The 13,403-nt window shown below is 48.7% G+C and carries 11 protein-coding genes; all 11 read right to left on the bottom strand.

The genetic code is table 11. From position 1 onward, the window contains the following. A partial coding sequence (locus ACI4WN_RS09250) for a Rib/alpha-like domain-containing protein (protein WP_439777928.1) occupies positions 1 to 1,136 on the bottom strand: 1,136 nt, incomplete at its 3' end. Between the two features lie 214 nt (positions 1,137 to 1,350). Next, positions 1,351 to 3,009: an FAD-dependent oxidoreductase gene (locus tag ACI4WN_RS09245; protein ID WP_439777927.1), complete on the bottom strand. Its 1,659-nt coding sequence runs from the start codon at positions 3,007 to 3,009 to the stop codon at positions 1,351 to 1,353. Positions 3,010 to 3,239: 230 nt separating this feature from the next. After that, on the bottom strand, positions 3,240 to 4,136 hold the full coding sequence (locus tag ACI4WN_RS09240) for an aldose 1-epimerase family protein (protein WP_439777926.1): 897 nt from the start codon (positions 4,134 to 4,136) through the stop codon (positions 3,240 to 3,242). A 45-nt stretch (positions 4,137 to 4,181) separates the two neighbouring features. After that, positions 4,182 to 5,573 carry an ATP-dependent protease ATPase subunit HslU gene (gene hslU, locus ACI4WN_RS09235; protein WP_439777925.1) on the bottom strand — a complete coding sequence of 464 codons (1,392 nt, stop codon included), beginning with the start codon at positions 5,571 to 5,573 and terminating at the stop codon, positions 4,182 to 4,184. Between the two features lies 1 nt (position 5,574). Continuing rightward, the gene (gene hslV, locus ACI4WN_RS09230) at positions 5,575 to 6,108 is read right to left on the bottom strand and encodes an ATP-dependent protease subunit HslV (protein WP_056945372.1); all 534 of its coding nucleotides are present in this window, start codon (positions 6,106 to 6,108) and stop codon (positions 5,575 to 5,577) included. Between the two features lie 145 nt (positions 6,109 to 6,253). After that, entirely contained in the window at positions 6,254 to 7,162 is a 909-nt protein-coding gene (gene xerC, locus ACI4WN_RS09225) for a tyrosine recombinase XerC (protein WP_439777924.1), read from the bottom strand. Beyond that, positions 7,155 to 8,474, bottom strand: a complete 1,320-nt coding sequence (gene trmFO / locus ACI4WN_RS09220; RefSeq protein ID WP_439777923.1) for a methylenetetrahydrofolate--tRNA-(uracil(54)-C(5))-methyltransferase (FADH(2)-oxidizing) TrmFO — start codon at positions 8,472 to 8,474, stop codon at positions 7,155 to 7,157. The genes xerC and trmFO overlap by 8 nt, the downstream gene beginning before the upstream one ends. 148 nt (positions 8,475 to 8,622) lie before the next feature. Beyond that, the gene (gene topA / locus ACI4WN_RS09215; RefSeq protein ID WP_439777922.1) at positions 8,623 to 10,797 is read right to left on the bottom strand and encodes a type I DNA topoisomerase; all 2,175 of its coding nucleotides are present in this window, start codon (positions 10,795 to 10,797) and stop codon (positions 8,623 to 8,625) included. 113 nt (positions 10,798 to 10,910) lie between these two features. Beyond that, positions 10,911 to 11,756, bottom strand: coding sequence for a DNA-processing protein DprA (gene dprA, locus ACI4WN_RS09210; RefSeq protein WP_439777921.1), 846 nt, complete (start codon positions 11,754 to 11,756; stop codon positions 10,911 to 10,913). 269 nt (positions 11,757 to 12,025) lie between these two features. Then, positions 12,026 to 12,796 carry a ribonuclease HII gene (locus tag ACI4WN_RS09205; RefSeq protein ID WP_439777920.1) on the bottom strand — a complete coding sequence of 257 codons (771 nt, stop codon included), beginning with the start codon at positions 12,794 to 12,796 and terminating at the stop codon, positions 12,026 to 12,028. Further along, positions 12,786 to 13,403: YlqF/YawG family GTPase (locus tag ACI4WN_RS09200; protein WP_439777919.1), on the bottom strand; the 618-nt coding region annotated here is incomplete at its 5' end. The genes ACI4WN_RS09200 and ACI4WN_RS09205, both read right to left, overlap by 11 nt.

The raw sequence follows: 13,403 nt of genomic DNA, 5'->3' as shown, positions 1-13,403 counted from the left end.
GTGGTGCCTTTTGGCAGGGACTTCACATTAGCAACAGCGTTCTTAGGCTTAATCGCCTTGCCTAAAGAGGTCGTCTTGCTGACTGCCTTCACTTGATAATGGCTCTTCAAAGACTTAACTACGACCTTGGCCAGGCGGCTAACGTCTGCTGTCCCGTCAGGGTAAACAGCCTTGATTGCTGTATAGTAAGTGCCGGCATAGTAGAAGTTGGGCGTCATGGTGAAGTAGTAGTTGGTCTTTTTTGGCAGCTTTTTAGCATTGGTTACCAAAGATTTCGCAGTCAGCTTTTTCCCGTAATAAGTAGTCTTCCCCTTCACGTGAACTTGGTACTTGTCGCTGTCTTTTTGCCGCAAAACGACCACCTTGACCCAGGCGCTCTCTTCCTTGCTCTGATCAGGATAAGTGACCTTGACCCGGGTCCAGTAAGTTCCCGCCTTTTTGAAGTTAGGAATCGCCGTAAAGCGGTAGCTGGTCTTCTTTGGCAGCTGCTTTTTGTTGGTAACGAGGCGCTTAGACTTAAAGGCCTTGCCAAAAGCCGTGGTCCTGCCGGTTACTACGGGCTGGTATCTTTGGGCATCGCTGGCAGACTTAACATGGAACTTGACCTGCTTGCTCTTGTCTTTGCTGCCATCAGGGTAAGTGACAATTACGCGGACCTTGTAAGTTCCCGCTTGGGCAAAATTTTCTTGGCTGGCAAATTCATACCGGCTGCCACCTGGCAGGTATTTGCGGTTGGTCACGAGCTTTTTGGCGGCCAATTTCTGGCCCTTGTAGATGGTCTTGCCCTTCACGGCTGGCTGGTACTTGTCTTTATCCATGGCGTAGCGGTAAACCACTACCTCAGCCTTTCTCGTTTCCTCGGTAGAATCGTCAGGGTACAAAATCCGAATTCTCGTCCGGTAAGTCCCAGCCTTTAAAAAGTTGGGTTCATGGACAAACTCGTAGATGGTGTTTTCCGGCAATTTCGAGGCGTTCTTGACCAGGTCCCGGGCAATCAGGTAGTTGCCTTCTTGGACGCGGACCTTCTTCACTTCTGGATAATATTCATCAGCCTGACTGGCCTGGACTTGCCCAGCAGCAAGACTCAGCAAACAAGCACTGGCAGTAAGGACAGCTAATTTAGAAAAAGTCTTCATCTTTTTCTCCTCCGTTTTCTGATTTGTTAACACACATATGACATTTACTTTACAAAACAACTTTTTCACCTATAATTATAGTCCTTTTTCTGCTAGCGGTTTCATATTTTTGGCAAAAATAAAAAATGCCAGCAAAGCTGACATTTTTAAACTGTTATCTAGATTAGCTATTTTTTCTATTTCTATTACTATGTTTCCTATACCATGTTTTCTTTTACTTAGACAAGCTATTGGCAAGGAGCTTAGCTTCAGTAAAGTAGTTGGCCAAGGAGAAGCCGGCAATGTAGAAGTCGCTAAAGAGCTCACTAGTCGACATTTCCCCTAAGGCATACAAGTTGTCAAAATGGCTGCCATCCGTCTTTTCGACTTGGAACTCTCGGTTGATCTTAACGCCGCCAATCGTCCCCCAGCATCCCGGCATGACGTACAGGCCATAGTAGCCCTCGCTGCCGTCAAACTTTTCCAGATGATCTTGATCCTTGCCAAACTCGTCTTGACCGCTCTCGCAGGCTTTTTGATACTGGTCAAAAGTCTCCTTTAAACTTGCTGGATCAAGGGAGAGCTTTTTAGCCAATTCTTCAATCGTTTGAGCGTGAACGACTACCTTTGGGTCTTCTTGTTGACTGTTCAGCTTCTTTCTGAAGTCCTGGTCCATCGTTTTAGCATCATAGATCAAGTAGTAGCGCGGCGAGCCTTCATAGTAAAGCGCGGTCGTCAGGTTCAAGACAAAGAATGGTGCCTCATTAGTAAAGCGCTTAGCATCAGCGTTGACCAGGATTGCCTTGCTATAGTCTGGCACGTTAGCGTAATAGATCCGCAGTGGCCAGCCAAAGTCAAGGAAGGCGTTCTTATAGTATTCATGCCCATAAAAGGCAGCCCCTGTCTCTTTCAAAATTCCGTAGCCGTCCCCGGTGTTGGCCGGGTTAGCTTCGTTAAAGACATGGACATTAGCTAAAGCTGGCGTTTCCTTTTCCAGCCAGTCCCGGTGACCCGCCGAAGCCCCGCCAGTGGCAATGACTACATATTTAGCCGTAATCTTGAAGCTGCCGGATGCATTCTTAGCCATGATGCCAGTTGCATGACTGCCGTCAGTCAAAACTTTGGTAATCACCGTATCTGGCAAAATCAAGCCGCCATGCTCTTTAATATAGGCTTCAAGGCGCTCAGTAACTAGTGCCCCTGGCCCCGGCGTCAGTACCTTATAAGGGGCTTCTTGAATTTTTTGTCCTTTGAGACCAGTAATCTGGCAAAGGTCGTCAAAAGCCTGACCACTATTTTCCTCCAGGTAGTGGAGGAAGTCATAGTTCATCTCTTTCTTGGCGCCGTGGCGGTTTAATTCCTTAACCCAGGCCACCAAGTCATCAACCTGATTGTCCTCAGCTTGGCTGGATCCGCAGGTGGCAAAGGCGCCAGCTGCGTAACGGAAAGAACCGCCAACCTGATCGTTCTTTTCAATAACGACGACCTTCAAGCCTTTTTCTGTTGCAAAAGCCGCACTGGCTAAACCGGTTAAGCCGCCCCCAGCGATCACGACATCTGCTGTTTGGTCTTTAGCGGCTACGACCGGCTTTGGAACCGGCTTGTCCCACTCTTCAACCTTGCCGCCAGCGGCTACTAGTGCCTTTTTTGCCGCATTGATGATCCCGCGAGAGGTAAAACTTGCCCCGCTCACAGCATCAACGCCAACCGATTGATTTTTCACAATGGCTTCTAGCAGCCACTTAAAGGCGTTGTCGCCAACATGGGGCGTTTCTTGCTCCTTGACCACCTTTAAGTCGGTAATGCGCTCGCCGTCCGTTGTCAAAGCTACCGTAATGTCACCGTTATGGCCCGGCGCCGTTCCCTCAAAAGTCCCCGCAGTTAACTTGCTCATGATGTGCCTCCAAAAATATTAACAATCATCAATTAACTAAGATCAATCAAGAATGGCAAATATTTTTGTTTTGCTATTTCCAAGATTGATCTTAGTCCAAATTTCGATATTTGTAAACACTTTCACATGTAAAGGCTGGGTAATTTTTTATAAAAAAGCATAAAAACAGGCCACTTGCGTGGCCTGTTCATTTAAGAGATATTATTTATTATTCAATCTCTGTTCAATCCTTATTCAGCATGAACTGGACTGTGGAAGGACATCCGGAAGCTGGCGTCAAAAGTCTCGCCACTCTTGATCCGGTTCATCCCCTTCTTGTGTTCCAAGTCGCCATCAGCATCGGTGGTATCGGCAATCCCCCACCATGGTTCGATGCAGACATAGTTAGCCGTCTTTGGATATTGGGACCAAACGCCCACGTATGGCGCAGAATCTGTCCGCACATTGATGTGGAAGCGGCTGGTGTCCGTCTTAATGGAGAACTTGTTGTTTGGGTGCCGCATCAGGTAAACCAGAGCGTCATTCTTAAACAAGTCATCGGTAATGGTGATCATGGTTTCCGTTGGCGCTAAAGACCGCTTGCCCCAGTTCAGGCAGCCATTTTCCAGCGGCACTTGCACGCGCGGCTTAGCCGGACTGGTTTGCAGGTAAAAGTCTTCCTTCTTGACTTGGTCATCAACTGGCAGGTTAAAGCCAGGGTGGCCGCCCACGCCAAAGATCATGTCGCCGTCACCGGTGTTGGTAACCTTGAAGCTTTCCTTTACCATGTTGTTTAAAAGCTCGTAGCTCACCCGGAATTCAAAGTGGAATGGGTAGGCTTCCAAGGTTTCTGGCGTATCCGTCAAGAGGAAAGTCAGCTTTTCCTTAGTTTGTTCTTCCAGCTTAAATTCCATGTTTCTAGCAAAGCCGTGTTGGCCCAAGTGGTAGGTCTTGCCCTGGTAGCTGTATTCATCATTTTTCAGCTTGCCCACGATTGGGAACAAGACTGGCGCATGCCGGCCCCAGATTTCAGGGTCTGCTTGCCAGATGTATTCATTGCCAATATGCTTGCCGACAATGCTCTGAATTTCTGCACCCGTTGAAGATACCGTCACTTTAATGATTTCATTTTCGATTGTGTAGTCCATGCTTTCCCCCTCAAAAAAGCTAGATTGCTCATCTAGAACCGCTAATTACAAGATAAACTTGGTTAAATCCTTATTCTTCACAATATCGCTTAACTTTTGCTCAACGTAGGCCTGAGTAATGGTGATCTGACCCATTTCCATGTCAGGACCTTCATACAAGACTTCTTCCAGCAATTTTTCCAAGATCGTTGCTAAACGGCGGGCCCCAATGTTGTCCGTGCCTTGGTTGACATCATAGGCAATTTCTGCGATCTTGTCGACCGCTTCTGCCGTAAAGACCAGGTCAACCCCATCCGCTTTCAGCAAGGCAATGTACTGCTTCAAGAGCGAATTTTGCGGATCCTTCAAGATCTTGACAAAGTCTTCCTTCTTCAAGGCGTTTAATTCAACCCGGATTGGGAAGCGGCCTTGCAGTTCTGGAATCAGATCGCTTGGCTTGCTTTCGGCAAAGGCCCCAGCGGCGATAAAGAGAATGTGATCCGTTGGCAAAGGACCATACTTAGTAGAAACCGTTGACCCTTCAACGATTGGCAAGATGTCTCTTTGAACGCCTTCCCGGGAAACTTCACCAGAATTGCGCTGACCAGCAGCGGTAATCTTGTCGATTTCGTCGATAAAGATGATCCCGCTTTGGCTTGCTCTTTCGATGGCCTTTTGGTAGATGGCATCGTAGTCAACTAGTTTATGCTCTTCTTCTTGAACCAAGAGTTTTCTGGCTTGGCTGACTGGCAGGGTCCGCTTTACCTTCTTTTTAGGCATCAGGTCGCCTAAAGCAGACATGTCCATGCCCATCTGGCCCATCATGTCGCCCATCGGGTTGACCTTGTTAGCCTGCTCAACTTCAATGGTGACTTCTTCGTTTTCTAGCAAGCCTCGTTCCAGTTTTTCGGCAACGGACAAGCGCTTGTTGCGGACTTCATCCGTAACTTCTTCTTGCTCTTCCGGCATCCCCTTGCCGCTTAACAGGCTGTCCATCATGGCCTGCATCTGCTGCATTTGGCTTTGCCGGTTGTTGGCCTTGACGCCTGGCACCAAGAGTCTGACTAAGGTCTTGTTGGCTTCTCTTAAAGCCTGACCTTCTACCTTAGCAAATTCTTCTTTTTCAACGATGCGAACAGCTTCGTTAGCCAGGTCTCTGACCATGGATTCAACGTCGCGGCCAACATATCCGACTTCGGTAAACTTGGTTGCTTCCACCTTCACAAAGGGGGCTTCCACGATATCAGCCAGTCTTCTAGCGATTTCCGTCTTACCAACCCCGGTTGGCCCAGCCATCAAAATGTTCTTTGGAGTAATGTCCTTTTGCAAGTCTTCTGGCAATTGGGAGCGGCGGTAGCGGTTGTACAAGGCAATCGCCACTAGCTTCTTAGCTTCGTCTTGGCCAACGATGTACTTGTCCAAAAGCTCAACGATTTGACGAGGCGTTTTTTCTTTCATGCTACTGTTCCTCGATTTCATCCGTAATAATTTGGTGGTCGGTGAAGACATCGATATCAGCTGCAATATTGACGGCTTCCTTGGCGATTTCGCTAGCCGTCATGCCATCGCTATGGCGAGTCATCGCAACTGCTGCAGCTTGGGCATAATAGCCGCCTGACCCAATCGCCACGACGCTTTCGTCTGGTTCCAGCACTTCACCGTTACCTGAAATCAAGAGTAAATCCTTGTCGTTAAAGGCAATCACCATGGCTTCCAATTTTTGCAGGGCTGGGTCCTTGCGCCAAGCTTGCGCCATTTCCACAGCTGCCCGTCGGAGGTCGCCGCCGTAGCTTTCCAGCTTGCCTTCCAGCATTTCTTGCAGGCTAACAGCATCCGCTACCCCACCGGCAAAGCCGATAACCACTTGGTCATGGTAAATGCGGCGAATCTTCTTAGCAGTCGTCTTAGCGATAATGCTCTTACCTAAAGTTACCTGGCCATCGCCGGCAATCGCGGTTTGGCCGTGATACTTGACTGAACAAATTGTAGTCATTTTTTCCTCCACTTGCTAAATTGCAGAATATATTACAATCAGCATTGTAATCGTTTGCCAACTTTTTGGCAGTTTTTCACAAATATCTTAATAAAAATTTATCCGTTGGCGCTTACCAACCAGTTTCATCATATCACTTTTTATATTATTTTTCGTCTTTTCGGGGAAAATGCTGCCGATATTCATCCTGCAAATGTTTCATCGTTACATGCGTATAAATTTGCGTCGTCGACAGGTCACTGTGCCCTAAAAGCTCTTGTACGCTGCGCAGATCGGCCCCGTTATTGAGCATGGCCGTGGCAAAGCTGTGCCGCAGCTCGTGGGGGTGGGCACCGCTCGTAATGCCGCTTTTCTTAAAAAGCTGCTTGATGACCAGGCTGATGCCGCGGCTGCTGAGCTTTTCACCCCGGTTATTGAGGAAGAAATTCCCATTGTCATGAGCATACTTTAAAAGCTTGGGACGGGAATCACTTAAATAGGTCTGCAGGATCTTTTTTGTCTCTTCATCAAAAAAGACATAGCGTTCCTTCTTCCCCTTACCGGTGACCAGGATCAGGCAGTTATCAAAGTCAACCTGCTTGACCAGCAGATTGCTGACCTCGCTCAGCCGCATCCCCGTTGCATAAAACAGGGCCAGGATCGCCCGGTTACGCAAGGTCAAGGGCTTGCCGTCGTTTAAAGAGTCCAGCACCTGCTCGACTTCTTGCTGGTAGAAAAAGTCAGGCAGCTTCTTTTCACCCCGCCGCATTTCAATTGCTTCAGTGGGGTCAACTTCCGTTAATCCTCGCTTGATCAAAAAACGGTAAAAAGACTTGAGAGCTGACATCTTCCGCATCCGGCTGCTGGCTGCTAGGCCTTTTTGCGCTAAAGATTGCAGGTAAATCTCGACATCGCGGCGGTCAAGCTGGTCCCAGCCTTTAAAGCCGCCATTTTCCTGCCAAAAGGCCTGGGCGTCGGCTAAATCGCTTTGGTATGCTGTCGCAGTCTTTTCGCTATAGGCCCGTTCATTGCGTAAGTAGGATAAAAATTGTTCTACCCAGTCCACCTTAATCACTCAGCTTTTCTGCTTTAAAGCTGGCTAAATCAGCCAAGCCACGTTCACTGATCTTCTCGTGGCGTTCACGCTTGTTGCGGATCTTCTTGCCTTCAAGGCCTGGGATCAGTGCAAAGCTGGCGTTCATTGGCTGGAAGTGCTTGGCATCAGTAGTCGTGATGTAGTGAGCCATCGAGCCTAAGGCAGTCGTCACCGGGAATTCGACTGGTTCAAGACCGGCTGCTTCTCTAGCGGCGTTAATTCCAGCTACTAGGCCGCTGCCGGCACTTTCCACGTAGCCTTCAACCCCGGTCATCTGGCCAGCGAAGAAGAGACCTGCTTGCTTTTTAGCTTCATAAGTCGCCTTCAAGACTTCAGGACTGGCCATGTAAGTGTTCCGGTGCATCTTGCCGTAGCGGACAAAGCGAGCATTTTCAAGGCCTGGGATCATCGAGAAGACCCGCTTTTGCTCGCCGTATTTCAAGTGAGTTTGGAAGCCCACGATGTTGTACATGGAAGCGGCAGCATTGTCTTGGCGGAGCTGCACCACAGCATATGGAGTTTCGCCAGTCTTTGGATCTTCTAAGCCAACTGGCTTCAGGGGACCAAAAAGCATGGTCTTTGGGCCGCGCTTAGCCATAACTTCGATTGGCATGCAGCCTTCAAAGACTTCACTGTCTTCAAAACCGTGCAAGTCAGCTGTTTCCGCATGGATCAAGGCGTCAGCGAACTTGTCGTATTCTTCCTTGGTCATTGGGCAGTTCAGATAAGCTGCTTCACCCCGGTCATACCGGCTCTTCTTGTAGACGATATCCATGTCAATAGAATCAGCAGCCACGATCGGAGCCGCTGCATCAAAAAAGTGGAGACTGTCAGTACCCTCGAACTGCTGAATTTGTTCAGCTAATTTGTCGCTAGTCAAGGGACCAGTAGCCACGATCACGATGCCGTCAGTTGGCAGTTCGGTAATCTCTTCGTCATGAACGGTTACATTGTCCAGGCTCTTTAACTTGCTAGTCACATAGTTTGAAAATTGGTCTCGGTCAACGGCCAAAGCCCCGCCGGCTGGCACCTGGGTCTGGTCAGCAGCTTCCATGATCAAAGAGCCCATTTGCCGCATTTCTTCTTTGAGGAGGCCTACCGCGTTTGACAGCTGGTTGCTTCTCATGGAGTTGGTGCAAACCAGTTCGGCGAAATTGCCAGTTTCGTGGGCCGGCGTCATTTCCTTAGGCCGCATTTCGTAAAGGTCAACTTCAATGCCGCGCTTGGCAAGTTGCCAAGTAGCTTCACTGCCGGCTAGTCCTGCGCCAATAACTGTAACTTTTTTAGTCATCTGTCTCAATCCTATCTCTCTTGTTAAACTTATAGAAAATCTATTCTTAGCTATTTTACCGGAAAAAGTCTTCTCTTCCCAATGATTGACTCGAAAAAAATACCGCCATTAGGCGGCATTTTAAATATCTAGTTAAATCTCTCTAGCTTTACTCAGCTTCTTCAGGTTCTTGTGGCTCTTCCTTGTAGTCGCCATTTGGACACAGGACAACGATCCCGTCCTTGCGCTTCTTTTCGACCAGGAAGTGGCCATCATTTGGACATGCCCGGGCAATTGGCTTGTCCCAAGAAACAAAGTCGCATTCTGGGTAGCGGGAACAGCCATAAAACTTCCGGCCCTTCTTGGACTTCTTCTCCAATACTTCACCCTTCCCGCACTTCGGGCAAGTAACGCCAATCTTTTTGACGATGGTTTGGGTGTGGCGGCAGTCTGGGAAGCGGGAGCAGCCATAGAACTTGCCATAGCGGCCCATCTTGATCAGCATTGGCGCCCCGCAGATTTCACAGTCAAAGCCAGCTGGCTGGTCTTTAATTTGAATCTTTTGGATCTCGCTGTCTGCCTTTTCCAGTTCTTTAGAAAATGGCTTGTAGTAGCGGTCGACAACCTTAGCCCACTCTTCTTTGCCCTTTTCCACTTCGTCTAGGTCATTTTCTACCTTGGCCGTGTAGTCAACGCTGGTAATATCTGGGAAGAACTGTTCAACCAAACCGTCAACGATTTCGCCGAGTTCAGTTGGCACGATTGCCTTGCCTTCCAGCTTAACGTAGTTGCGTGACTGGATGTTTTGGATGGTTGGGGCATAAGTTGAAGGCCGGCCAACGCCGTTTTCTTCAAGGGCCCGGACCAGGCTGGCTTCGGTATATCTGGCAGGCGGCTGGGTAAAGTGCTGCTTGTTGTCAGACTTGGTCATCTTGACTTCTGCCCCTTCGGCCAGGTCTGGCAGGGCAACGTTCTTGTCGCTCCGGTTGTCATAAACCTTGGTATAACCGGCAAACTTCATGACCGAGCCGCTGGCTCTAAAGGTCACGTCATTTTGCGTTAAGTCATAGCGAGCCGTATCAAAGACAGCCGGCGTCATTTCGCTAGCCACAAAGCGGCTCCAGATCAAGGTATAAAGCCGGAGTTCATCTTTCGTCAGCACCTTTTCCAGAGACTTTGGCGTCCGATAGACGCTGGTTGGACGGACGGCTTCGTGGGCATCTTGCGCATCTTCTTGGTTCTTGAAGTGCCGTTCTTTCTTAACCGCGTATTCTGCGCCATATTCTTCGTCAATAAATTTAGCGGCTTCTGCCCGAGCGACCGGACTGATTCTCTTAGAGTCAGTTCTCATGTAAGTAATCAAACCGACCGTGCCTTCTCTGCCCAGGCTCACCCCTTCATACAGGTGCTGGGCAATGCTCATGGTCTTCGAGGTTCTAAAATTCAAGCGGCGGTTAGCTTCTTGCTGCATGGTGGAAGTGGTAAATGGGGCAGCTGGCTGCCTCTTGACTTCTCTTTTGACCACCTTGGTTACCGCAAAAGGCTTCTTCTTGTCCAGCTTGGCTAAAACGTCCTGAACGGCTTCGTTATTTGGCAAGTCGGCTTTTTTGCCCTTTAAGCCGTAAAAAGAGCCTTGGAACTTGCTCTTGCCATGAGCAAATTCAGCTTCAATGGTCCAGTATTCGACTGGCTTAAAGGCCTTGATTTCCTTTTCCCGGTCAATAACCAGCTTCAAGGCAACTGACTGAACGCGCCCTGCTGACAAGCCTTTCTTCACCTTGGACCACAAAATTGGGGACAAGGAATAGCCAACCAAGCGGTCTAAGACCCGGCGGGCCTGCTGGGCATCAACCGTGTCCATGTCGATGGTTCTGGCATGGTTGAAGGCATCTTTAACCGCGTCCTTGGTAACTTCGTTAAAGGTAACCCGGTTTTTGTCGTGTTCATCTAAGCCCAAAACGTGAGCAACGTGCCAAGCAATCGCTTCTCCTTCCCGGTCGGGGTCGGAAGCCAGGTATACTTTATTAGCCTTCTTGGCTTCAGCTTTCAGCTCTTTGATAGTATCGCCCTTGCCGCGAATGGAGATGTATTTTGGCTGGTAGTTGTTGTCTAGGTCAACCCCCATTTGGGACTTGGGCAAATCCCGGATGTGGCCTTTAGAGGCAATGACGTGATACTTGTTGCCCAAATATTTCTCAATCGTATGTGCCTTAGCCGGAGATTCAACGATCACCAGGTCCTTCTTGACCTTGCTCTTCTTAGCACGGGTCTTTTTGCTCTTGGCCTTGGTCGTCTTAGCGGCTTTAGTCTTCTTACTTTCGGTATCTTTTGCTTTGGTAGGCATCAAATGCCCCTTTCCCTCAAATTTGAAATTAAATCTCCTTCAATATAGAAATAATTTTGGAAATTGTCAACCAAAGAATAAATGACTTTTTAGAAAAAAGACTAAATTTTACCCTACATTAACATTTCAAGCTTGCCATCAATGATGGGCGTAGCCCCTGCTGAAATCAGCTGATTGGTGCCCTTGGACAAGGGGCTGGTGATCAGCCCTGGCACGGCATAAACGTTGCGATTTTCCTGCAAGGCTAAATTTGCCGTAATTAGCGATCCTGAATGTTCCTTAGCCTCAGTCACAATGACATTCTTGCAAATCCCAGCCAAAATCCGGTTGCGCTCGGGAAAGCGAAAAGGACGCGGCGGCGTATCCGGCAAATATTCACTCAGCAAGAGCCCACGTTCAGCAATCTGCCGCTGCAGCTCCATGTTCTCTTGCGGGTAAAAATAATTAAGGCCATTTCCCACTACCGCAATCGTCTTGCCACCAAAGCGCAAGGTCATCTGGTGGGCAATGGCATCAACGCCGCGGGCCAGGCCACTGGCAACGACTTGTTTTCTCTTCACCAAGGCCGGCATGATGTTTTCGATGACCCGGGCCGAATATGAAGTTGGATATCGGGAGCCCACAATGACCGTGACCTCATGCCTCAGCAAGGACAAGTCGCCTTTGGCGAAGAGCATAATTGGCGGTCTGTAGATTTCTCTCAAGGCCAAAGGATAGGATTCATCAAAAAAACTAATAATGTTAAACTGCTGTTGTAAATTCTCAATTGCACTTTCATAGCGATCATCCAGGTAGGCGTGTTCAACTAGCGTCAGGATGTCTTCTGGCAATTCCAAACAATTAATCCATTCATGGTCAATGTCTTCATCAATCGGCATCTGCTGCATGACCTGCAGGATCTTGAGGTAGCTGAGCCCCTTTTGCAGCTTGAGCCGAAGCAAAAATTCTGTCTTATTCATTTTCTCGTTATTACTGCTGTTACTTTTCCTTCACTTTATGCCACAGCCCAAGCATACTAGAAAAAATAAGCCCGTGCCACTTGCAGGCAAATAGCAACGAAGGTTGATCTAACGCTGCTTTTACAGTCAAATCAAAGTGTAAGAAGGCGATCAGGTCAAGCATTACTCGTCCTAACTTGCAGGCAAAAATAATTTAAAAATTTATCAAAAGCAAGCAAAAAACGATTCACTAGCAAAATAGTGAATCGTTTCATTAAAAGGAAACTTCGTTACTGCTTCCGGTGCTGCTCCAAGCCTTCTTTAACCGGAGCAAAGGTCAGTCGGTGAATCGGGGTAGGGCCAAATTCTGCTAAAGCTTTTAAGTGCTCGCTAGTCCCGTAGCCAGCATTGCGCTCAAAGCCGTATTGCGGGTAAAGCTTGGCATATTCATCCATCAAGTTATCCCGGTATACCTTGGCGACAATAGATGCCGCCGCAATCGAGTTAGACTTGGCATCCCCCTTGATCAGCTCGGTTTGCGGCAAGTCAACCGGGACGTTCATAGCGTCGACTAGGAGAGCATCCGGCTTAACGCTGAGCTTCTCAACTGCCTGCTTCATGGCTTGCCGGTCGGCTTCATAGATGTTGATCTCATCAATCACCTGGTTGTCCATCAAACCGATGCCAACCGCCACTGCTTTTTCCAAAATTTGCGGGTAAAGGGCCAGGCGGTGGGCTGGGCTCACCTTTTTGGAGTCGTTGACTTCAATCAAGTCAAAATCTTCCGGTAATATCACCGCCGCCGCAACGACTGGGCCCGCCAGGGGACCGCGGCCAACTTCGTCTACACCAGCCACCAGCTGCCCCTTTTGCCAAAAGTCTTTTTCGTAAGCAAAGCGGCTTAAAAATTCTGCCTTTTTCTTTGCCAGCTTCTCCTGCCGGCGATCATAACTGGCTAAGAGCTGCATGACCCCCTTGCGCGGATCCTCTCTAAGTTTTTCAATCAAGGCAGGATCTGGGTTTTCTTGCTTTAGCAAGTCTCTAATTTCATTAATTTTCATTATTCACTCTATCCAAGGTGATTCTGCCCAGCTTGCCCTTTCTTAACCGCTGCAGCATAAACAAGGAGAAGCGGTCATAGTCATCCCGCATCCCGTTGTTTTGAGTCAGTGCCAAAAGGAGATCAGTATCGCCGATAGCCGCAATCTTTTCCTTGCTGCAGTTGGCGAATTTGGCCAAGTAAGCAGGGTAATACTGCTTTAAAAGCCGAATCACAAACAAGGCAACGTCGTCTGCGTGGAAAATCGTGTCCTTGATCGCACCAAAGGCAGCCAACTTATAGCCCACGTCCTGGTCTTCAAACTTTGGCCACAGGATCCCTGGCGTGTCCAGAATCTGGATGCCATAGTTGGTCTTCAGCCAGGCCTGCCCCTTGGTAACGCCAGGCTTGTCGCCGGTAATGGCCACATTATGGCCAACTAAGCGGTTGATGATGGTTGACTTGCCGCAGTTTGGCACGCCGACTAAGGCAATGCGGACGATCGGGTTCGATGCGCCGCGTTCTTCTAATTTTTTGACCTTTTCACTTGACGCCTTCTTGATCAAAGTCACCAAGGCTTGGACGTTGGTGTTGTGCTGAGCATCCATGGCCATAACCAGGGTTCTTGG

The organism is Lactobacillus sp. (assembly GCF_051893255.1).
In the GTDB taxonomy this organism is placed as follows: Bacteria; Bacillota; Bacilli; order Lactobacillales; family Lactobacillaceae; genus Lactobacillus.
This window is presented reverse-complemented; position numbering and strand designations above follow the sequence as displayed.